This is a genomic window from Bradyrhizobium sp. SZCCHNRI3043 (assembly GCF_032377735.1).
Lineage (GTDB): Bacteria > Pseudomonadota > Alphaproteobacteria > Rhizobiales > Xanthobacteraceae > Bradyrhizobium.
Genome location: NZ_JAUHID010000003.1, coordinates 388,506 through 409,004 on the forward strand (window position 1 = coordinate 388,506; position 20,499 = coordinate 409,004).

18 protein-coding genes are annotated in these 20,499 nt (G+C 64.5%); 9 read left to right on the forward strand and 9 right to left on the reverse strand.

The features are described 5' to 3' along the window. Nucleotides 1-145: 145 nt before the first annotated feature. Together QX124_RS10595 and QX124_RS10600 are read left to right on the forward strand one after the other, a co-directional pair. The gene (locus QX124_RS10595; RefSeq protein WP_315734766.1) at nt 146-880 is read left to right on the forward strand and encodes a LuxR family transcriptional regulator; all 735 of its coding nucleotides are present in this window, start codon (nt 146-148) and stop codon (nt 878-880) included. 82 nt (nt 881-962) lie between these two features. After that, nucleotides 963-1,646 (forward strand): acyl-homoserine-lactone synthase, encoded by a 684-nt coding sequence (locus QX124_RS10600; protein ID WP_315734768.1) that lies wholly within the window; start codon nt 963-965, stop codon nt 1,644-1,646. A gap of 632 nt (nt 1,647-2,278) precedes the next feature. On the opposite strand, the gene QX124_RS10605 is transcribed toward QX124_RS10600, so the two are convergent. The 8 genes from QX124_RS10605 to QX124_RS10640 form a co-directional block, all read right to left on the reverse strand. Further along, a complete protein-coding gene (locus tag QX124_RS10605; RefSeq protein ID WP_315797164.1) occupies nt 2,279-2,926 on the reverse strand; it encodes a nitroreductase in 648 nt (215 codons plus the stop codon). 241 nt (nt 2,927-3,167) lie between these two features. Beyond that, nucleotides 3,168-4,415: an acyl-CoA dehydrogenase gene (locus QX124_RS10610; protein ID WP_315797105.1), complete on the reverse strand. Its 1,248-nt coding sequence runs from the start codon at nt 4,413-4,415 to the stop codon at nt 3,168-3,170. A 122-nt stretch (nt 4,416-4,537) separates the two neighbouring features. After that, the gene (locus tag QX124_RS10615; RefSeq protein WP_315797106.1) at nt 4,538-5,782 is read right to left on the reverse strand and encodes an acyl-CoA dehydrogenase; all 1,245 of its coding nucleotides are present in this window, start codon (nt 5,780-5,782) and stop codon (nt 4,538-4,540) included. Between the two features lie 120 nt (nt 5,783-5,902). Then, nucleotides 5,903-7,030: an acyl-CoA dehydrogenase family protein gene (locus tag QX124_RS10620; RefSeq protein ID WP_315797107.1), complete on the reverse strand. Its 1,128-nt coding sequence runs from the start codon at nt 7,028-7,030 to the stop codon at nt 5,903-5,905. Between the two features lie 135 nt (nt 7,031-7,165). Further along, entirely contained in the window at nt 7,166-9,034 is a 1,869-nt protein-coding gene (locus QX124_RS10625; RefSeq protein ID WP_315797108.1) for an AMP-binding protein, read from the reverse strand. 41 nt (nt 9,035-9,075) lie between these two features. Further along, entirely contained in the window at nt 9,076-9,882 is an 807-nt protein-coding gene (locus tag QX124_RS10630; protein ID WP_315797109.1) for an enoyl-CoA hydratase/isomerase family protein, read from the reverse strand. 153 nt (nt 9,883-10,035) lie between these two features. Continuing rightward, the gene (locus tag QX124_RS10635; RefSeq protein WP_315783788.1) at nt 10,036-10,794 is read right to left on the reverse strand and encodes an SDR family NAD(P)-dependent oxidoreductase; all 759 of its coding nucleotides are present in this window, start codon (nt 10,792-10,794) and stop codon (nt 10,036-10,038) included. 83 nt (nt 10,795-10,877) lie between these two features. After that, entirely contained in the window at nt 10,878-11,537 is a 660-nt protein-coding gene (locus QX124_RS10640; RefSeq protein ID WP_315753583.1) for a TetR family transcriptional regulator, read from the reverse strand. Between the two features lie 138 nt (nt 11,538-11,675). Here QX124_RS10640 and QX124_RS10645 point away from each other — a divergent pair, with 138 nt between their 5' ends. From QX124_RS10645 to QX124_RS10660, 4 genes are all read left to right on the forward strand, one after another. After that, a complete protein-coding gene (locus tag QX124_RS10645) occupies nt 11,676-12,848 on the forward strand; it encodes an acetyl-CoA C-acetyltransferase (protein ID WP_315797110.1) in 1,173 nt (390 codons plus the stop codon). Between the two features lie 169 nt (nt 12,849-13,017). Further along, complete coding sequence (locus QX124_RS10650; protein ID WP_315797111.1) at nt 13,018-14,556, forward strand: acyl-CoA synthetase; 1,539 nt, start codon at nt 13,018-13,020, stop codon at nt 14,554-14,556. Between the two features lie 252 nt (nt 14,557-14,808). Next, nucleotides 14,809-15,879: an alpha/beta hydrolase gene (locus tag QX124_RS10655; protein WP_315797165.1), complete on the forward strand. Its 1,071-nt coding sequence runs from the start codon at nt 14,809-14,811 to the stop codon at nt 15,877-15,879. Nucleotides 15,880-15,974: 95 nt separating this feature from the next. Further along, the gene (locus QX124_RS10660; protein WP_315797112.1) at nt 15,975-16,358 is read left to right on the forward strand and encodes a hypothetical protein; all 384 of its coding nucleotides are present in this window, start codon (nt 15,975-15,977) and stop codon (nt 16,356-16,358) included. A 72-nt stretch (nt 16,359-16,430) separates the two neighbouring features. Here the strand turns inward: QX124_RS10660 and QX124_RS10665 are convergent, their stop codons facing one another. Next, on the reverse strand, nt 16,431-17,153 hold the full coding sequence (locus tag QX124_RS10665) for a hypothetical protein (RefSeq protein WP_315797113.1): 723 nt from the start codon (nt 17,151-17,153) through the stop codon (nt 16,431-16,433). Between the two features lie 202 nt (nt 17,154-17,355). Here QX124_RS10665 and mbfA point away from each other — a divergent pair, with 202 nt between their 5' ends. The 3 genes from mbfA (at nt 17,356) to QX124_RS10680 (ending at nt 20,489) form a co-directional block, all read left to right on the forward strand. Beyond that, entirely contained in the window at nt 17,356-18,327 is a 972-nt protein-coding gene (gene mbfA / locus QX124_RS10670) for an iron exporter MbfA (RefSeq protein WP_315713729.1), read from the forward strand. 78 nt (nt 18,328-18,405) lie between these two features. Continuing rightward, nucleotides 18,406-18,936, forward strand: coding sequence for a cytochrome b (locus QX124_RS10675; protein ID WP_315734792.1), 531 nt, complete (start codon nt 18,406-18,408; stop codon nt 18,934-18,936). A gap of 83 nt (nt 18,937-19,019) precedes the next feature. Further along, complete coding sequence (locus QX124_RS10680; RefSeq protein WP_315797114.1) at nt 19,020-20,489, forward strand: amidase; 1,470 nt, start codon at nt 19,020-19,022, stop codon at nt 20,487-20,489. The last annotated feature ends 10 nt before the right edge of the window (nt 20,490-20,499 follow it).

Genomic DNA, 20,499 nt, shown 5'->3' on the forward strand with positions numbered 1-20,499 from the left:
TCCGAACTGATAAATTTTGCATGCAAACGTCTGTATCCAGCCGGTGTTCTGACACACGCTCAACGAACTATCGACCTAAACCTCCAATTTGCGGTTGACAGCTTTTTGTCCGTGGCTAGCTTGAACCGCGGGCGGAGACTTTCACATGCAAGTGATGGACGCGTATTGGGGACGACGAGCTCTGGAGTACGTCGATGCGATCGAGGCGTCGAAGACCAGCGCAAGCGTGCTCTCCCAGTTCGAGAAGATGATCAGCGACCTGGGCTTTCACGCCTACATCATGGCCGGCGTGCCAACCTCGGGCCAATCGCTGCAGCAGACCATTCTCGCCAACGGCTGGCCGCGGGAATGGTTCGACATGTATGCGCGCGAGCAATTCCACCGCTGCGATCCGATTCCGCGGCACTGCATCTCGACATTGAATCCATTCGCGTGGACGGAGGTGCCCTACAACCGCGAGGACGAGCCCGGCGCGCATGAGGTGATGATGCGCGCGAAGGACTTCCGGTTGAACGAAGGCTTCTGCGTTCCCATCCACTACGACGATGCCGTGGGCGCCGTCAGCCTTGCAGGCGAAAATCCGAATCTCGCCCCCGACGCGCGGGGCGCGCTGCACCTGATCAGCATCTTCACGCACAGCAGGCTGCGCGCATTGGCGCGCTCCGCCGCGAGCAACCAAAGCCGACGCCTGTCGCGGATCGAGGCCGAGGTGCTGAGCTGGGCGGCGCGCGGCAAGACCGCGTGGGAGACGGCGCGTATCCTCGGCGTCTCCGAACGCAACGTCCGTTGGCATCTGGAGGAGGCGCAGCGCAAGCTTTCGACCAAGAACAAGACGGCGACGGTTGCGACCGCTCTTGTCAACGGCGAGATCTCGATCTGATCTGGCGTTTCTCCCACTGGATCAATTCGAGCGCATCGGCAATCTGCAAACCCCAATTTGATTCAGACGACCGGGGGTTTCGATGCCTGAGATTCATGTCGTTCGAAAAGATAATCGCGCTCTGTACGAGAAATATTTCGATCCGTATTATCGGCTGCGCCACGAGATTTACGTCAAGCAGCGCAAGTGGACGGCGCTCGATCGTCCCGACGGGCGCGAGATCGATCAGTTCGACACCGAGGATTCGGTCTATCTGTTCTGCATCGACAACGGCCAGTTGATCGGCTCGATGCGCGCGGTGCCAACGCTGATGCCGACGCTGATGAGCGACATCTTCCCGTATCTGAATCTGCGCGGCACGATCCAGCGCCCGGACGTCTACGAGCTGTCGCGCATCTTCGTGATCCCCGAGCGCCGCGGCGAGCATGCGGGCCCGCGGATCGACATGCTGCTGCTGACTGCGATCATGGAGTACGGCATCTCGATCGGGTTGACCGGCTTTTCGATCGTGCTTGAAACCTGGTGGCTGCCGCGGTTCGAGAAGTGCGGCTGGAAGGCGCGGCCGCTCGGCGTACCTCACATGATGGATGGGATGTCGGTAATGGCCGTGCTCGTCGACTGCGATGAAACGACGTGGAAGTCACTCTGCAAGCAGATCGGCCTGACGCGGCCGACGCTGACGTGGCAAGGACTCGAAGACGTCAGCCGCCAGGCCCTGCCGGATATCTTTCTTCATCTTCCACGAGCCGCTCAGCCAGCGCAATGAGCTGTTCCCGGTGCCGCTTCAGCCTGAGCTTATGGAAAGCCTTCAAGAGGCGGTGACCAAGGAGCGTCGCCTCATCCACCTCGAGGACGTAAAGGTTGGAGGGCGTATTCATGGAATCCATCGCTGACACTTCAGGTTTTGAGCCGTGACTGAACCTTCAATCGAGAAGATCATCGAGCTACTACAATTTTGCATCGTTGACGCTCGGGCAATGCAACTCAAAATGTTGGAGAGGATTTTGTCAATATCATTGCTTGAAGCCCACGAGCTCAGGGAAAAATGCGCGCCCAAATCGAGCAACAGCAACCACTAGCGCTCCTGCACCGACCCTCGCCACCCCTCCGGTCCCCGCAGCAGTGAGCCTCGATTGGCGGATTGCGGACAAACTGTTGATTTCAGAGCGGCTTTCGATGTGAAGGTCGGGCAGGAGAGCGCGAGCATCGTTGCCGAAACGCGCTCGCCGAACGTGGACGACAGCTCGGCAAAATCATGGCACCGCCGCCCGAGCTGCTCCCTGTTCAGCAAACTCGGTTTACAAAAAGGGACTCGTGGGTCGTCCTGCCCCGTCCGGAGTCCCGCAAAACGGAACTCCGCCGGCAACAAATACGCGCGCACGACTTACGGACGCGAAGTTATTCGTCGTGAAATCGGACCGTCTCGGCAACCGCGGCGCGGCTGGTGCGGTAGGAGTTCGCCTTGTGACCGAGATCGGGATAACCGAACGAGATGCCGCAGACCACCTTGCGGTCGTCACCTAATCCGAAATGCTGCCGCACCACGTCGGAATGAAATGCCAGCGCCGCCTGCGGCACGGTGGCGATGCCGAGCGCCTGCGCCGCCAGCATGAAGCTCGTGACGTAGCCACCGCAGTCGATCGCGCCGTAGGTGCCGAGCGCCTCGTCGCTGTGGATGATCGCCACATGCGGCGCGCCGAAGAAGTTGTAGTTCTGCAGCGCCTGCCGGGCATAGCCGGCCTTGTCGCCGCGCGGGATGTCGAGCGCGTTGTAGAGCTGGAAACCACTCTCGCGCCGCCGGTCCAGATAGACGCCGGTGTATTCGCGCGGAAACGGGAAGTCGCCTGACGGCGGCTTGCCGCTGGAGGCCGCCGCATACATCACCTTCCGGAAAGCCTCGGTCGCCGGGCCCGACGTGATCTCGACCTGCCAGGGCTGGCTGTTGCACCAGGACGCGGTTTTCTGCGCCGCCGCCAGGATGCGCGCGATGGTGGCGCGCGACACGGGCTCCGCGCGGAAGCTGCGGCAGGAGAAGCGCGCGGCCATCAGCTCTTCGAGAATGGTGATGGGATCTTGCTCTGACTTTGGCGCCGCTGATGACATGACAACCTTCCGTACAGTTCGATCGGAGGCGCTCGCGTTGTGCTCGCCCTCCACACCCCGTCATTCCGGGGCGGTCGCCCCCGGAATCTCGACATTGTTCAGAATACACCCAAGCCGACATCGAGATTCCGGGTTCAAGGCCTGCGGCCTTGCCCCGGAATGACAGTCGTCGTGATGCCGTGGACTAGCTCCGCCCCTTGGTCGGCACCTTGTTGAACGGCACGTCCTTGTCGACACGGATATCGCCGGGCAGGCCGAGCACGCGCTCGGCGATGATGTTGCGCAGGATCTCGTCGGTGCCGCCGGCGATGCGCATCGAGGGCGAGGTCAGCAGCATCTGCTGAAACTGGCCCTGCGTCACCGCCTCGTCCGCGCCGGTCAGCACGCCGGCGCCGCCTTCGAGATCCATGGCATAGGTGGCGATGTCCTGCAGCATGACGCCGGCGACCAGCTTGCCGATGGAATTCTCAGGTCCCGGCCGCTCGCCCTTGGACAGCGCCGAGATCGCGCGATAGCTCGTGTATTTCAGCCCGCTGGCCTTGACCGCCCACGACGCCAGTTTCGAGCGCGTGGCGCGATCGTCGATCGCGAGTCCGCTCTCGGTCATCAGATTGGCGCAGAACTCGAACATCTCCGGGAAGCCGGTGGCGAGCCGCGCGCCGATCGACAAGCGCTCGTTCATCAAGGTGGTCAGCGACACGTTCCAGCCGTCGCCGACCGCGCCGAGCCGCTGGCTGTCCGGGATCACCACGTCGGTGAAATAGACCTCGTTGAACTCCTGCATCCCGTTGGCCTGCTTGATCGGGCGGACCTCGACGCCCGGGCTCTTCATGTCCAGGAAGAACATCGTCAGGCCTTTGTGCTTGGGCACGTTGGGATCGGTGCGCGTGATCAGCAGGCCGAAATCCGAGTAGTGCGCGCCCGAGGTCCAGATTTTCTGGCCGTTGATGAGCCAGTCGTCGCCGCGCTTCTCGGCGCGGGTGCGCAGACCCGCGACGTCGGAGCCGCCCGCCGGCTCGGAGAACAGCTGGCACCAGATCTCCTCGCCGGAAGCGAGCTTGGGCAGATGGCGCCGCTTGTGGTCCTCACTGCCATAGGCCATCACGGTCGGGCCGCACATGCCCTCGCCGATCTGGAACGGCTGCGTCAGCTTGCCGTAGACGCCCTCCTCCTGCTGCCAGATCACGCGCTCGATCGGGGTCGCACCGCGGCCGCCATACTCCTTCGGCCAGTGCAGGCAGGCCCAACCGGCAGCGGACTTCTTCTTCTGCCAGGCCTTGCCGACCTCGACGATGTCGGCATGCTTGAGCCGGATACGCCCGAGCGAGGAGCTCGCCAGCTCCTCCTCCAGCTCCTTCGGCGCGTTGGCCGCGATCCAAGCGCGCGCGGTGTCGCGAAAAGCGGCTTCCTGCGGGGTGTCGTCGAAATTCATGATCTAACCCTCACTCCCGATGCGTAGGGCGGGTTGGCCGAAGACGTAACCCGCCACTTGATCAGCGTTGTACGAGCTGACGGCGGGTTACGCTGCGCTAACCCGCCCTACGACTGCACGTGTTAGTTTCGTCCCCGGGTCGGCACCTGATTGAACGGCACGTCCTTGTCGACACGGATGTCACCCGGCAACCCGAGCACGCGCTCGGCGATGATGTTGCGCATGATCTCGTCGGTGCCGCCTTCGACGCGGGTGCCGGGCGCGCGCAGCAGCATCGCCTGGAATTTTCCGGCGAGCTCGGCCTCGGGACCGCTGAGCACGCCGGCCGCGCCCTGCAGGTCCAGCACGTAAGCCGCGACGTCCTGGATCATTGGTCCGGCGACGAGTTTGCCGATCGAGTTCTCAGGTCCCGGCCGCTCGCCCTTCGACAGCGCCGAGATGGCGCGGATGCTGGTGTATTTCAGTCCGCTCGCCTTCACCGCCCAGTTCGCCAGCCTGGAGCGAACGTTGCGGTCCTCGATCGCGGGCCGATCATCGAGCATGACGTTCGAGCAGAAGTCGAACAGCTCCGGGAAACCGGTGGAGACACCGGCGCCGATCGACATCCGCTCGTTCATCAGCGTTGTCAGCGCGACGTTCCAGCCGTCATTGACGGCGCCGAGCCGTTGCGAGTCCGGGATCACGACGTCGGTGAAATAGACCTCATTGAAATCGGAGTGACCGCTGGCCTGCTTGATCGGCCTGATCTCGACGCCCGGGCTCTTCATGTCCAGGAAGAACATGGTGAGCCCCTTGTGTTTCGGCACCGTGGGATCGGTGCGCGTCAGCAGGATGCCGTAGTCGGAGTAATGCGCGCCGGATGTCCAGATCTTCTGGCCGTTGATCACCCATTCGTCGCCGCGCTTCTCGGCGCGGGTGCGCAAACCGGCGACGTCGGAGCCGCCGGCCGGCTCGGAGAACAGCTGGCACCAGACCTTCTCTCCCGACGCGAGCGGCGGCAGATATTCACGCTTATGCTGCTCGGAAGCGTAGGCCATCATGGTCGGGCCGCACATGCCGTGGCCGATGATGAACATGCCGGAGAGCTTACCGAACGGCCCTTCCTCCTGCTGCCAGATCACGCGCTCGATCGGCGAGGCGCCGCGGCCGCCATAGTCTTTCGGCCAATGCAGGCAGGCCCAGCCGGCCTCCGCCTTCTTCTTCTGCCAAGCCTTGGCGACGTCGAGGATATTGGCGTCCTTCAGCGCGACGCGGCCGAGCGAGGAGGCGCGCAGCTCGTCCTCATACTGCTTTGGCGCATTGGCCGCGATCCAGGCGCGGGCTTCGGCGCGAAATGCAGCCTCCTGCGGGGTGTCATCGAAGTTCATGGTCAAACCCTGCTTTCGTAGGGTGGGCAAAGGCGCAGCGCGCCGTGCCCACCGTTGCAATCACATGACGCGATGGTGGGCACGCTTCGCTTTGCCCACCCTACGAGTTCTCACCTTGCCTCACGCCGCATTGCGCTTGCGCATGCGGTCGATCAGCTGGTCCTCCCAATAGGACAGACTGCCGAGACCGAGCGCGAGCGCGTTGGCGCGTCGGTAGTACATGTGACAGTCGAACTCCCAGGTGAAGCCCATGCCGCCATGAACCTGGATGTTGTTCTTGGCGCAGTGTTGAAAGGCTTGCGTCGCGCTGATGCGCGCTGAGGCCGCGGCCTCCGGCAGCTCAGGAGCGTTGGTCGAGAGCGCCCAGGCGCCGTAATAGGAATTCGAGCGCGCCAAGGTCGCGGACACGTACATGTCCGCGAGCATGTGCTTGACCGCCTGGAACGAGCCGATCGGCCGGCCGAAGGCGATGCGGTCGAGCGCGTAGTCGCGGCCCATCTCCAACGCGCGGTCGGAGCCGCCGACCTGCTCGAAGGCGGTGAGCACCGCGGCGCGATCGAGCACCTGGGTGATGATGCTCCAGCCCTCGCCGGCCGCGCCGAGCGGCTCCGCCTTGCAGTTCTTGAAGGTGAGCTCGGCCTGGCCGCGGGTCGGATCGAGATTGGTCAGCGCCTTCGCTTCGACACCGCCCGCCCTGGTGTCGACCAGGAACAGCGAGATGTCGCTGTCGCGGCCGGTCGAGCCGGTACGCGCGGCAACGATGATGAGATCGGCGATGGCGCCGTCGGCGACCGGCTTCTTGGTGCCGTTGAGCACACCGTTGGCGGCCTCACACTTGATCGCTTTCGGCGACGGATTACCGGTGCCCTCGAACAGCGCCAGCGTGCCGATTGCCTCGCCGCTCGCTATTTTCGGCAGCCAGGTCTGCTTCTGCGCATCGCTGCCGGCCAGCATCAGCGCCTCCGCCGCGAGATAGACCGTGGACGAGAACGGCACCGGCGCCAGCGCGCGGCCGACCTCCTCGGCGATCACACAGAGCTCGAGATGACCGGCGCCCGCGCCGCCGTACTCTTCCGGAATGGCGACGCCGAGGAAGCCCATCTCGGCAAAGCCTTTCCACAGCGCGCGGTCATACGGCTCCTTGCCGTCGAGCACGACACGCACCGCCTTGGGCGGACACTTCTCGGCGAGGAACTTCCGCGCCTGGTCCCGCAGCTGCTTCTGGTCGTCGGAGAAATCGAAGTTCATGGCCTCACCTGCTTCCTGATCGTCATTCCGGGGCGATGCGCAGCATCGAACCCGGAATCTCGATCTGATTTATCTCTGGATTCCGGGTTCACTCGCTGCGCGAGTGCCCCGGAATGACGGTTTCAAAATGCGTCATCACAGCACGATCACGTCGCTGTCGGGCTCGGCCGCATAGAGCCGCTCGACCAGCGCGGCGCGGCGTTCGAGACCGGCGCGCTGGTTGATGTAGCCCTTGTCGGTCAGCTCATGACCGTCGATCGAGGGCGGCTCGACCATCAACATGGCGCGGCCGATGCGCCGGCTGGTCGCGCCCTCGCACTCTTTATTATGGGCTTCGAGACCACGGCGGACGCAGTCGATCACGGCAGGATGCTTCACCACATCCTCGAACGTCGCATTGGGATCACCGACCAACTGGCGGCAGGCGTGCAGATTGGGCCAGGCCAGGAGACCGACATATTCGCGGTCCTGCCCCGTCACCAGCGCATCGTGGATCGCCGGCGTTGCGGCTGCGATCGCATCCGTCCGCAGCGAGCCGACATGGACGAAGGTGCCTGTCGTGAGCTTGAAATCTTCGACCACGCGGCCGGCGAAGATGATTCCTTGCGCCGGGTCATTGGGATCGACGAACACGCCGGCATCGCCGATGCAGTAGAACCCTTCCTCGTCGAACGCCTTCTTCGTCAGCTCGGGCTGGCCGAAATAGCCGGGCATCACGTTGATGCCGCGCAGGCGCAGCTCGTACTTGTCGCCGGTCGGCACCATCTTCAGCTCGACGCCGGGGAACGGCAGGCCGATGAGCCCGACCCGCTCCGTGTTCCAATAGGTGCCGGTCGAGGTCGGCGCCGTCTCGGTCGAGCCCCAGCCGGTGTAGAACACGATGCGCTCGCCGGTGGTCTTGACCGCCAGCGCCTGCATGCGCTCGTACAGATCGTCCGGCAGCCGCGCGCCGCCATAGGCCATGATGCCCAGATCCTTGAAGAAGGAGCGGCACAGCGCGTCGTCCTTCTCCATCGCCGCCGCCAGCGCCGCATAGCCGGCGGGCACATTGGCGTAATAGGTCGGCGACACCTCGCGCAGGTTCCGGATGGTTTCGTCGAACATGCCGGGCATCGGCCGGCCGTCGTCGATGTAGAGCGTGCCGCCCTCGATCAAGAGCGGATTGAACAGCGCATTGCCGCCCATGGTGTGATTCCATGGCATCCAGTCGAGCACGGTGGAGATCGGCGCCTCCGGTCCGCGCGGGCGCGTCTGCATCATCATCGCCGCATTGGCGCACATCATCGCTTGCGTGTTGATGACGGCCTTCGGCATGCCGGTCGAGCCGGAGGTGAACAGCAGCTTGCCGACGGTCTCGGACGTAATCTGCGCGATCGAGGCCTCGACCTCCGGTGTCGCCGGCGTCGCGGCGAGATCGGCGAAGCTGACGCTGGGGATGCCCTCGCACGGACGCACGACATGAATGACGGTGACGCCGTCGAGATCGAGCGCCTTCAGCGCCTTCTCGAAGGTCGGGCCGTCCTGCACCATGACAACGCCCGGCTTCACCAGCCCGAACAGATATTTGAGCTTGAGATGATCATGGCTCATCAACGAATAGGCCGGCGACACCGGAGCGGCCGGCGAACGGGCCTGCATCGCGGCCATGGTGATGAGCGCATGCTCGATCGAATTGCCGGAGAGGATCGCGACCGGGCGGCCGTCGAGTTTCAGATTGAGCAGACCCTGCGTCAGCCCGTCGACGGTGCGCTTGGCCTCGGCATAGGACAGCTTGCGCCACTGCCGCTCGGCCCCGCCGCGTTGCGCGAGCCAGGTCCGCGTCGGCGCCTCCCTGGCCCAGCGGGCGAGCGGCGCCGCCAAATGCGGCTCATAGGCCTGCAGCGGAATGCGCGACTTGATGACGATGACGCCGTCACCGCGCCTGATGACATCGATGTCGCGCGCCAGCCAATTGACCTTGCGGAATGCCGGCTTCTCCAGCACCTTCGCTGCCGTCCCGTCCATTTTGCGTCTCCCGAAATATCGTCCTTTGCGGATCTTGATATCTAGCGGTTGGTATAGACCGGCTTTCGCTTCTCAAGAAAGGCTTGAATACCTTCCTTGAAATCTTCGGAGCGGCTGCACAGCACCTGGTTGCGATCCTCCATGGCGATCACGGCTTCGATCGACGACGCATCGACGCTCATGTTGAGGCATTCTTTCGACAGTCGAAGACCGACCGGCGATGCGGTCATCATCGCCTCGATGAACGGCACGGCCGCGCTCTCGAGCATATCGTCCTCGACGATCTCCGACACCAGCCCGACCATGAGCGCGCGCTCGGCGCCGATGAAGCGGCCGGTGAGAATGAGCTCAGACGCGACGGAGACGCCGACGAGGCGCGGCAGGAAGTAGCTGGTGCCGATGTCGCAGCCCCCTAAGCCAAGCTTGATGAAGGCGCAGTTCATCCGCGCCGAGCGCGACGCGATGCGGATGTCGGCCGCGAGCGCCAGGGCGAAGCCGCCGCCGGCGGCTGCGCCCTGCACCAGCGCAATGATCGGCTGCGGACAGCGCCGCATCAGCATCACGATATCGGCGATGCGCCGCTGCGAATCCAACGACTCGGTGACGCCAGGGGGCTCATTGACACCGCCGCGCCGCTGCATCGCGGCTTTCAGATCGAGCCCGGCGCAGAAGTTCTTGCCGGCGCCCTTCAGCACGACGACCCGCGTGGTACGATTGCGCTGCAGGCTTTCGAAATAGGCATTGAGCGCGTCGATCAGCGCCGGATCGAGCGCGTTGAGGCTGTCCGGACGATTGAGCGTCACCCGGTCGACACCATTGTCGTGCTCGATCAGCAGCGGTTGGGACATGACGCGCGCTCCACCCTTAGTAACATCCCGGCGAACGCCGGGATCCATAGCCACCGGCTTGTGTTGTACCTACGGCGTCTGTCAGATTGCCTGTTTCAGACGCCGCGGAGTATGGGTCCCGGCGCAAGGCCGGGACGACAGCGGAGCTTGCCGCTAGCGCGGCGCCATGCGGATGGCACCGTCGAGGCGAATGGTCTCGCCGTTCAGCATCGGGTTCTCGACGATGTGGACGGCGAGGTTGCCGTATTCCGAGGCGTCGCCAAGACGGGCCGGATGCGGCACCTGGGCGCCGAGGCTCTTGCGCGCCTCCTCGTTCAGGCCCATCAGCAGCGGCGTCAGGAACAGGCCCGGCGCGATGGTGTTGACGCGGATCTTCTGGCTGGCGAGGTCGCGCGCGGCCGGCAAGGTCAGGCCGACGACGCCGCCCTTCGAGGCCGAATAGGCGATCTGGCCGATCTGGCCTTCATAGGCCGCGACGCTGGCCGTGTTGATGATGACGCCACGCTCCTCGCCGATCGGCTCGGCGGTGACGAGGCGCTCGGCGAACAGCCGCAGCACGTTGAAGGTGCCGATCAGGTTGACGTTGATGATGCGGGCGAACTTCGCGAGCGGATAGACGCCGTCCTTGCCGACGATGCGCTGCGAGCCGCCGATGCCGGCGCAGTTGACCAGCACGCGGGCGACGCCATGCGCCGCCTCGGCCTTGGCGAGGCCGGCCTTGACCTGCTCCTCGTCGGTCACGTCGGCATGAATGGCGACGCCCTTCAACTCGGCGGCAACCTTCTCCGCATTCTCCTTGCTCTGGTCGAGCACGGCGATCTTGGCGCCCTTGGCAGCCATGGCGCGCGCCGTGGCGGCGCCCAGGCCCGAGCCACCGCCGGTGATGAGAACGGCAACGTTGTTCAACTGCATGATACGCTTCCTCCTTGGACGTTTTTTGTTTGCGAATAGCGAATGGTGAGTAGCGAATAGGGCGAACCTCTATTCGCTACTCCCTATTCGCCATTCGCCCTCTTCAATATTCCGCCGCAGATCAGCGCCTCCATGTGGGCGATGTACTGACGGCAGACATCATCGGTGACCGGGCCGACGCCGATCGCGCGCGACATCGCGTGGCGGCCGAAGAACAGATGATCGCAGGCGCCGATCAGGCTGGTATAGAACAGCACCGGATCCACGGCGCGGAACTCGCCCTTGGCGACGCCCTCCTCGATCAGTCGGCGATGGAAATCCAACAGCGGCGCGACGAAGAACTTCGACACTTCATCCGCGGCTTCGGCGCTGCTCTCGTGCAGCAGATAGTGGATCAGCCGGTTCATGTAGGGAAACCGGTGATAGGCGCGGATGATGCCGCTGATGTGCAGCTTGAGCTTGGCCGTCGGCGCAAGCGGCTGGGCCAGCAGATAATCGAGATTGGCGACCTCGGTCGCAGCATCGCGGGCGAGCAGCGCCAACAGCAGCCCGTCCTTGTTGCCGAAATGATATTTGACCAGGGCGGCGTTGGCGCCGGACTTCTGGGCGATGTCGCTGAGCGAAATTTCGATCGAGGACCTCTGAATCATCAGCTCGCTCGCTGCGTCCAGCAGCTTCTCCGCGGTGGCATTCCGTCCCGCGGGAAGCTTTTCCGGCACGCTGTTCTGGAGCTGAGGTCCCAAGACGCATCTCGCAATTGATCGCGGCAGATAAGCCGAAGCCGGAGTTGATCTCAAGAGTTAATTGATCGATTGACTAACCGACATCGGAGCATTTAAATCGCGCGCAATCACGAACACCAAGTCTAGGGAGGACACGTCATGGCGGAAGCCTACATCGTCGCGGCCGCACGCACGGCCGGCGGCCGCAAGGGTGGCCGTCTGGCCGGCTGGCATCCGGCCGATCTCGCCGCGAAGGTGCTGGATACGCTGGTCGAGCGCTCCGGCGCCGCGCCGGACCAGGTCGAGGACGTGATCATGGGCTGCGTCATGCAGACCGGAGAGCAGTCCACCAACATCGCGCGCAACGCGGTGCTGGCGTCGAAGCTGCCGGAGAGCGTGCCCGGCACCTCGATCGACCGGCAGTGCGGCTCGTCGCAGCAGGCGCTCCACTTCGCCGCGCAGGCGGTGATGTCCGGCGCGATGGATGTCGTGATCGCCGCCGGCGTGGAGTCGATGACCCGGGTGCCGATGGGTCTCTCCTCCACGCTTCCGGCGAAGAACGGCTTCGGGCACTACAAGAGCCCTGGCATCGAGAGCCGCTATCCGAACATCCAGTTCAGCCAGTTCACCGGCGCGGAAATGATGGCGGAGAAGTACGGACTCTCGAAGGATGAGCTCGACGAATACGCCTATAACAGCCATCAGCGCGCGATTGCCGCCACGCAAGCAGGCCAATTCAAGGACGAGATCATCCCGCTCGAGATCACCCGTGCCGACGGCTCGACCGACACCCACTACATCGACGAGGGCATCCGCTTCGACGTCAGCCTCGACGGCATCAGAAACGTCAAGCTGATCGCCGAGAACGGCAAGCTGACGGCGGCCACGGCCAGCCAGATCTGCGACGGCGCGTCCGGCGTCATGGTCGTCAACGAGCGCGGCCTGAAGTCGCTCGGCGTCAAGCCGCTGGCCCGCGTCCACCACATGACCATGATGGGCGGCGACCCCGTGATCATGCTGGAGGCGCCGCTGCCGGCGACGCAGCGCGCGCTGCAGAAGGCGGGCATGTCGATCGACGACATCGATCTTTACGAGGTCAACGAGGCCTTCGCATCGGTGCCGACCGCGTGGCTGAAGGCAACCCGCGCGGATCCTGACAGGCTCAACGTCAATGGCGGCGCCATCGCGCTCGGCCATCCGCTCGGCGGCTCCGGCACCAAGCTGATGACCACGCTGCTGCATGCGCTGAAGGCCCGCAACAAGCGCTATGGGTTGCAGACGATGTGCGAAGGCGGCGGCATGGCGAACGTGACGATCGTGGAGCGGCTGTAGTCCTCGCTACAGCAATGGTGTCGTCCCGGCCTTGCGCCGGGACCCATACTCCCACGTGTTCGTGGTCGAGCTGAGCTGGAGCTCCAGCTCGCTTCCCAATTTCATTCGGTGGTTATGGGTCTCCGCTTTCGCGGGGACGACAGCCATCCTGATCAAGCGGTGTGCCCTCATGACCCACCCCTCCATCCACGCCCGAAGCCATCCCGACAAGATCGCCTATCAGATGGCCGGCAGCGGCAAGGCCATCACCTATCGCGAGCTCGACGAGCTCTCCAATCAGGGCGCGCAGCTTTTTCGTGCGCTGGGCCTGAAAGCCGGCGACCATATCGCCTTCCTGATGGAGAACCGGCTGGCCTTCATGGAGATCGCCTGGGCCGCGCAGCGTTCCGGTCTCTACTATACCGCGATCAGCCGCTATCTCACCAAGGACGAGATCGCCTACATCATCAAGGATTGCGGCGCCAAGGTCTTCATCACCTCGCCGAAATGCGCCGAGCAGGTCCGCGATCTCGTGAGCGGCACGGACGGCCCGCTGTTCTTCATGGTCGACGAGCCCGAGCCCGGCTTCCGCTCCTGGGACAAGGAGGCTGGTGCCCAGCCGACGGCGCCGATCGCCGACCAGGTCGCCGGCTATGACATGCTGTACTCGTCGGGCACGACGGGACGGCCGAAGGGCATCAAGAAGGACTTCGAAGGCAATCCGATCGATCAGCCGAACCAGTTCCTGCGCGTGCTCTGCGCCGACATGTGCGGCATGAACGCCGACAGCATCTATCTGTCGCCGGCACCGCTCTATCATGCTGCGCCGCTGCGCTTCAACATGATGGTATCAGTGCTCGGCGGCACCTCGATCATCATGGAGCATTTCGACGCTGAGGAGTTCCTGAAGCTCGTCGAGACATACAGGGTCACGCAATCGCAGCTTGTGCCGACCATGTTCGTGCGCATGCTCAAGCTGCCGGAGGACGTCCGCAAGCGCTACGACGTCTCGACCTTGAAGGGTGCGATCCACGCCGCAGCGCCCTGCCCGGTCGACGTCAAGGCCAGGATGATCGAATGGTGGGGTCCGATCCTGATTGAATATTATGCCGGCTCCGAAGGCAACGGCGTCACCGTCTGCACCTCGAAGCAGTGGCTGGAGCACCGCGGCAGCGTCGGCCGTGCCGTCGTCGGCAAGATCAAGATCCTCGGCGAGGACGACCAGGAGCTGCCCATCGGGGAGATCGGCTCGGTCTACTTTGCCGACGCACCTGTGTTCTCCTATCACAACGATCCGGAGAAGACGAAGCGCGCCTATAATGACAAGGGCTGGTCGACCCTCGGCGATGTCGGCTATCTCGATGCCGACGGCTTCCTCTATCTCACCGACCGCAAGTCCTACATGATCATCTCCGGCGGCGTGAACATCTACCCGCAGGAGACCGAGGACGTCCTCATCACCCACCCGGAGGTGGCCGACGTCGCGGTGTTCGGCGTTCCCAACGAGGAGATGGGCGAGGAGGTCAAGGCGGTGGTGCAGCCGCACGACATGGCGCGCGCCGGCAAGGCGCTCGAAGAGCAATTGATCCTGTTCTGCCGCAAGCACCTGTCACCGATCAAATGCCCGCGCTCGATCGACTTCGAGCCGGAACTGCCGCGCACGCCGACCGGCAAGCTGGTCAAGCGCCACCTGCGCGAACGCTACTGGCCGAAGAAGGGCGCGGCATAGCTCCAATAACGGTAGCTGTCGTCCCGGCCTTGCGCCGGGACCCATAGCCACCGCAGCCGATGATGCGAAGGGTATAAGCTCCAGCTTGGCGCCACATGAGCGCCTGTGGTTATGGATTCCGGCTCGCGCTCGCTTCGCTCGCTTGGCCGGGACGACCCGAGGAGAGTGCACGCCATGTCCCAGTCCCTTCCCCCGCTTCCCCTCCCATCCACGATCCGCTCGCGCTTCGTCGACGGCATCAACGGCCTGCGCATGCACGTGCTGGAAGCCGGCTTCGAGACGCCCGGCCGCCCCTGTGTGCTGCTGCTACACGGCTTTCCCGAGCTGGCCTATAGCTGGCGCAAGGTGATGCCGGCGCTGGCCGCCGCCGGCTACCACGTGCTGGCGCCGGACCAGCGCGGCTATGGCCGCACCACGGGGTGGAGCGCCGACTATGACGGTGATCTCGCGCCGTTTCGATTCACCAATCTGGTGCGTGATGCGCTCGGCGTGGTCTATGCATTCGGTCATCGCCATGTCGCTTCTGTCATCGGCCACGACTTCGGCAGCCCCGTCGCGGCGTGGTGCGCGGTGATCCGCCCTGATGTCTTTCGATCGGTCGTGATGATGAGCGCACCGTTCCCGGGGCCACCGGCAGCACCGTTCGACATCGCCGGTCATCCGCTCGCGCCGCAGGATGATCCCGTGCATCGCGAACTGGCCGCGCTGCCGCGGCCGCGCAAGCACTATCAATGGTACTACGCGACGCGGCAGGCCAATACGGACATGCGTCGGGCGCCGCAGGGACTGCATGACTTCCTGCGCGCCTATTACCATCACAAGAGCGCGGACTGGGCGGGCAACGCCCCTTACCCGCTGCAGGCGTGGAGCGCGAGCGAGCTCGCGAAGCTGCCGACCTACTACGTGATGGACCGCGACAAGACGATGGCCGGGACCGTCGCCGAGGAGATGCCCGATGCGGCGACGATCGCGGCGAATCGCTGGCTGCCGGACCATGAGCTCGCTGTCTACACCGCCGAATATGAACGAAACGGCTTCCAGGGCGGACTGCAGTGGTACCGCTGCGGCACGTCTGGCCTATTCGACGCTGAATTGCAGACGTGGTCGGATCTCACCATCGACGTTCCGTCTGCATTCATCTCGGGCCTGCAAGACTGGGGCATCTACCAACGGCCCGGCGTGTTTGAGGCGATGCAATCCCGAGTGTGCACCAACATGATGCTGTGCGAGCTGATCGATCGCGCCGGTCATTGGGTGCAGCAGGAGCAACATGAACGAGTCAATGAGCTCCTGTTAACGTTCCTGAACAGACTGACAGCCTGATTTCGGACGCCGTTTCGAACTATCAGGCGAATCGAGGAACGAACATTCGGGGTTGACGTTTCTGCATCCGGGCGATGCGCATCAGGAGATGATTTATGGATAAGAAGATCGCAGGCTTGTTGGGCGCGGTCGCCGCTGTCGGCGCGCTCGGCACGGCGCAGGCGTCGGCGGCTCCCGCCCCGACCGATGTCCTGAAGGCCAATTCCTACGCCGACCTGCTCGAGCCGATTCCGAACGCCGCCAAGGTGCTTCAAGCACTCGACGAGCAGGGACCGCCGACGGCCGAGCCGAAGGTTCAGCTCGCGCAATGGTACCATCACCACCATCATCATCACCATCACCACCATGGCTACTGGCGCGGCTATGGCTATGGCTATGGCTACGGCTATGGTCCGCGCGTCTACGTGGTGCCGCCGCGGCGCTGGTATCACCACCATCACCATCATCACCACCATCACTGGTACTACGATCGCTACTGATCGCATCGCGATGATGGTTTGACGGGGCGCCGGCCGCGAGGTCGGCGCCTCTTTCATGTCAGCAGGGCGTCCTCACGATTTGCGCGCCTTCTCCTTCGCGGCGCGATGCAGGTGGCGGTAGGTGCCGTCGAACACCGTATCGGTGCTCGACACCCATTCGGTGTCCTTGGCGAGGACCGGCCGGCTGGCATGGATCCGGCGTGACTGCAGCTCGCGTTCCGCCGCTTCGTCGGGGCTCATCGGCTCGACGGTGAAGTTCGCCTCCTCGGGAATCACGATCACCTGCGCGAACGGCTCGCCGGGGCGGAAGATGTGGGTCCGGCCCTCGGCAGGCGCCTTGAACACGCAGAAGAACAGCATCGGCCAGAAACCGCGCACCAGCGCCGGCACGGCGATCGGGCAGGTATCGGTGCGGTCGGTGTAGAATCGCGGATGCGGCTCGGTCCGGATCGCAAAGCCGTTGGGCACCTTGAGATCGAGCAGGATCTGGTAGGTGTAGAAGGCATCGCCGAAATTGCGGAATGGCGGCCATTGCAGGCTCGGGCTCGGCGGCTCGCCCCATTCGCCGGACAGCTCCAGCCTGCCGTCGCGCGTGGTGACCTGCAGCTCGAAGTCGTAGGGATAAAACAGCTCGATGCCATATTGCGCACCTTCCGAGAATGGTACGCAATGCCAGACCTGCTCATGCGAGCCATTCGCGCGTGGCTGGCGTTCGCCCGCCCAGCCCGGGATGTCCATCCGGGTGCGGCGCGGCGCCAACCCTGGATCGTTGAGCCGATATTTGACGCTATCCATTGGAACTCCTTAGGTGGCTGAGCGGAACGCGAACGACGGACTATCCTCGCAGTTCCATGACTGGAGCTTGAATGCGACGTCACGAAAGGGTTTCGCGACCAATCTGCGGCCGGAGTTTGACCGCGGTGCAGCAAATCCATATAGACTTTAGAAACGTTCTAAATACTCGAATGTTGAGAGCGAAAGATCCGGGGACCTTGGAATGAAGAACTTCGCCGACCTCACCGAGCGCGAGATCCTGGCAATCGCGATCTCTGCCGAAGAGGAAGACGGCCGCATCTATATGAGCTTCGCGGAGGATCTGGCGGAACGCTATCCGGATTCGGCCAAGCTGTTCGAGCAGATGGCCGAGGAGGAGAAGGGCCACCGCCACATGCTGCTCGAGCTCTATGAGGAGCGCTTCGGCAAGAACCTGCCGCCGATCCGGCGCGAGAACGTCAAGGGCTTCATGCAGCGCCGGCCGATCTGGCTGACCAAGAACCTGTCGCTCGACGCCATCCGCCGCGAGGTCGGCACGATGGAGTTCGAGGCCGAGCGCTTCTACGCCAAGGCCGCCGAGCAGGCCAAGGACGTCGGCGTGCGCCGGCTGCTCGGCGATCTCGCCGAGGCCGAGAAGGGCCACGAGAAGGTCGCGGCGAAACTGACCGACAAGATCCTCAGCCCGGACGTCCGGCACAAGGAGGACGAGACGCGGCGGCGCGTGTTCGTGCTGCAATATGTCCAGCCCGGTCTCGCCGGCCTGATGGACGGCTCGGTCTCGACGCTGGCGCCGCTGTTCGCCGCCGCCTTCGCCACACATCAGAACTTCCAGACCTTCCTGGTCGGTCTCGCCGCCTCGATCGGTGCCGGCATCAGCATGGGCTTTGCCGAGGCGCTGTCCGACGACGGCTCGCTGACGGGCCGCGGCTCGCCGTGGCTGCGTGGCGCCGTGTGCGGCGCGATGACCACGCTCGGCGGATTGGGGCACACGATGCCCTATCTCGTCCCGGACTCCTGGACCAACGCGTTCTGGATTGCGACCGCGATCGCCAGTCTCGTCGTATTCTTCGAGCTGTGGGCGATCGCCTACATCCGCGCGCGCTACATGGACACGCCGTTCCTGCAGGCGGTGTTCCAGATCGTGCTCGGCGGCATCATCGTGCTCGGCGTCGGAATTCTCATAGGAGCGGCCTAGCATCCGCACCCCGGCGTCTTGCGAAACGTCCAGCCGCGAGGCTGATGGCGCCAGACCGATCACAACGGAAAACTCGTCATGACGCCACGCTTGCATTACGGCACGCCCGCGAAGATCCTGCACTGGCTGGCGGTGGCGCTGCTCGCCATCCAGTATCCGATCGGCTGGCTGATGCCGGACCTGCACGCGAACACACCCCCCGGCGCGCCGATGATCCTGCACATCTCGTTCGGTCTCACCATCCTCGCGCTGATCCTGGTGCGCTTCTTCTGGCGGCTCACCCACCCCGTCGCACCGGAGAGCTCACTGCCGCCCTGGCAGCGGCTGAGCTCGGAGGTCGTGCACTGGATGCTCTATGTGATGGTGCTGGCGAGCACCATCACCGGCTGGCTGTTCGCCTCCTTCCGCGGCTGGAGCGTGTCGTTCTTCTTCCTGCTTCCGGTGCCGATGCTGGCCGCGCGCAACCCGGCCGGTAACCGCGCCATCGACGGGCTGCACCAGGCATCCGAATGGCTGCTGCTGATCCTGATCGTCGTTCACGTCGCCGCCGCGATCGCGCACGTCTTCATCTATCGCGACCGCGTCATGCAGCGGATGCTGCCGGGCTAGAGGATAGTCCGCAATTTTGGTCAAGCGATCGCCATCCGCATCGGATAAGACTCCCGGCAAACATCGTACCGGGAGGATCGACCTTGGCCGCACCGCAATGGACGTTCGCAACCGCCGTCGACACGGCGAAGGCATTGGCAGATCGTCAGATCTCGTCGGTGGAGCTGACCAGGCTCGCCATCGACCGCATCGAACGTCATGACTCCGAGATCAACGCCGTCTGCGTGCGCGATTTCGAGCGCGCGCTCGCTGCCGCTGACGTCGCCGACGCGGCGCTGGCGCGCGGCGAACGGCGGCCCCTGCTCGGCCTTCCGCTCACGGTGAAGGAATCCTACAACGTCGCCGGCCTGCCGACGACCTGGGGTTTTCCGCAGCATAGGGATTTCATCGCGGCCGAGGATGCGCTGACCGTGACGCGCGTGAAGGATGCCGGCGGCATCGTGCTCGGCAAGACCAACGTGCCGCTCGGGCTCGGCGACTGGCAGAGCTACAACGACATCTACGGCACCACCAACAATCCCTACGATCTCGACCGCACGCCAGGCGGTTCGTCCGGCGGATCGGCCGCGGCACTGGCGGCCGGCTACGGCTCGCTGTCGCTCGGCTCCGATATCGGCGGCTCGCTCCGGGTCCCCGCGTTTCATTGTGGCGTCACCGCGCACAAGCCGACCTACGGCCTCGCGGCCTCGCGCGGCCACACGCCACCGCCGTTTCAGCCGCTGCCGGGCGAGGCGGACCTCGCCGTCGTCGGCCCGATGGCCCGCTCGGCCGCTGATCTGTCGCTGCTGCTCGATGTGATCGCAGGCCCCGACCCGCTCGAAGCCGGCAAGGCGTTTCGCCTCGACCTGCCGCCGCCGCGTCACGGTCGCCTGCAGGATTTCCGCGTGCTGGTGGTCGCGAGCGATCCGCTGCTGCCGACCAACAGCGCCGTGCGCGGCGCGATCGAGCGGCTGGCGGCCGACCTCGCGCGGGCCGGCGTCAGCGTCACGACGGAGAGCCCGCTGCTGCCGGACTTCGCCGCATCGAGCCGGCTCTACATGCGCATGCTGCTCGGCTTCATCGGCGCCACCATGCCGGCGGAGGTCCACGCCGGCGCCAGCCACGCGGCCGCGCAATTGCCGAAGGAGGCAGCGAGCCTCGCGGCCGAGCGGCTGCGCGGCATCGCGCTCAGCCATCGCGACTGGGTGCAGGCCGGCGGGGCGCGGGCGCGGCTGCGCGCGCAATGGCGAACGCTGTTCGAGAATTTCGATGCCGTGATCTGCCCAATCATGCCGACGCCGGCCTATCCGCACGACCATTCGGCCGACCAGGAGCAGCGCCGCATCAGCATCGACGGCGTCGAGCACTGCTACACCGATCAGCTCGCCTGGCCGGGCATCGCCACCTTGCCCGGACTGCCCGCCACCGCGATTCCGCTTGGGCTTGCCGACGGCCTGCCGGTCGGGGTGCAGATCGTCGGCCCGTACTTCGAGGACCGCACGCCGCTCAAGCTCGCCGAGCTGATCGAGCGCGAGTTCGGCGGCTTCGTTCCGCCGCCGCTGTTTGCGGACTAGTTCGCGATCG

Bases quoted from the DNA above. Each gene is read 5' to 3' on its own strand.
- QX124_RS10595 (WP_315734766.1), top strand. From the start codon at position 146: ATGCAAGTGATGGACGCGTATTGGGGACGACGAGCTCTGGAGTACGTC.
- QX124_RS10600 (WP_315734768.1), top strand. From the start codon at position 963: ATGCCTGAGATTCATGTCGTTCGAAAAGATAATCGCGCTCTGTACGAG.
- QX124_RS10605 (WP_315797164.1), bottom strand. From the start codon at position 2,926: ATGGCCGCGCGCTTCTCCTGCCGCAGCTTCCGCGCGGAGCCCGTGTCG.
- QX124_RS10610 (WP_315797105.1), bottom strand. From the start codon at position 4,415: ATGAATTTCGACGACACCCCGCAGGAAGCCGCTTTTCGCGACACCGCG.
- QX124_RS10615 (WP_315797106.1), bottom strand. From the start codon at position 5,782: ATGAACTTCGATGACACCCCGCAGGAGGCTGCATTTCGCGCCGAAGCC.
- QX124_RS10620 (WP_315797107.1), bottom strand. From the start codon at position 7,030: ATGAACTTCGATTTCTCCGACGACCAGAAGCAGCTGCGGGACCAGGCG.
- QX124_RS10625 (WP_315797108.1), bottom strand. From the start codon at position 9,034: ATGGACGGGACGGCAGCGAAGGTGCTGGAGAAGCCGGCATTCCGCAAG.
- QX124_RS10630 (WP_315797109.1), bottom strand. From the start codon at position 9,882: ATGTCCCAACCGCTGCTGATCGAGCACGACAATGGTGTCGACCGGGTG.
- QX124_RS10635 (WP_315783788.1), bottom strand. From the start codon at position 10,794: ATGCAGTTGAACAACGTTGCCGTTCTCATCACCGGCGGTGGCTCGGGC.
- QX124_RS10645 (WP_315797110.1), top strand. From the start codon at position 11,676: ATGGCGGAAGCCTACATCGTCGCGGCCGCACGCACGGCCGGCGGCCGC.
- QX124_RS10650 (WP_315797111.1), top strand. From the start codon at position 13,018: ATGACCCACCCCTCCATCCACGCCCGAAGCCATCCCGACAAGATCGCC.
- QX124_RS10655 (WP_315797165.1), top strand. From the start codon at position 14,809: ATGCACGTGCTGGAAGCCGGCTTCGAGACGCCCGGCCGCCCCTGTGTG.
- QX124_RS10660 (WP_315797112.1), top strand. From the start codon at position 15,975: ATGGATAAGAAGATCGCAGGCTTGTTGGGCGCGGTCGCCGCTGTCGGC.
- QX124_RS10665 (WP_315797113.1), bottom strand. From the start codon at position 17,153: ATGGATAGCGTCAAATATCGGCTCAACGATCCAGGGTTGGCGCCGCGC.
- mbfA (WP_315713729.1), top strand. From the start codon at position 17,356: ATGAAGAACTTCGCCGACCTCACCGAGCGCGAGATCCTGGCAATCGCG.
- QX124_RS10675 (WP_315734792.1), top strand. From the start codon at position 18,406: ATGACGCCACGCTTGCATTACGGCACGCCCGCGAAGATCCTGCACTGG.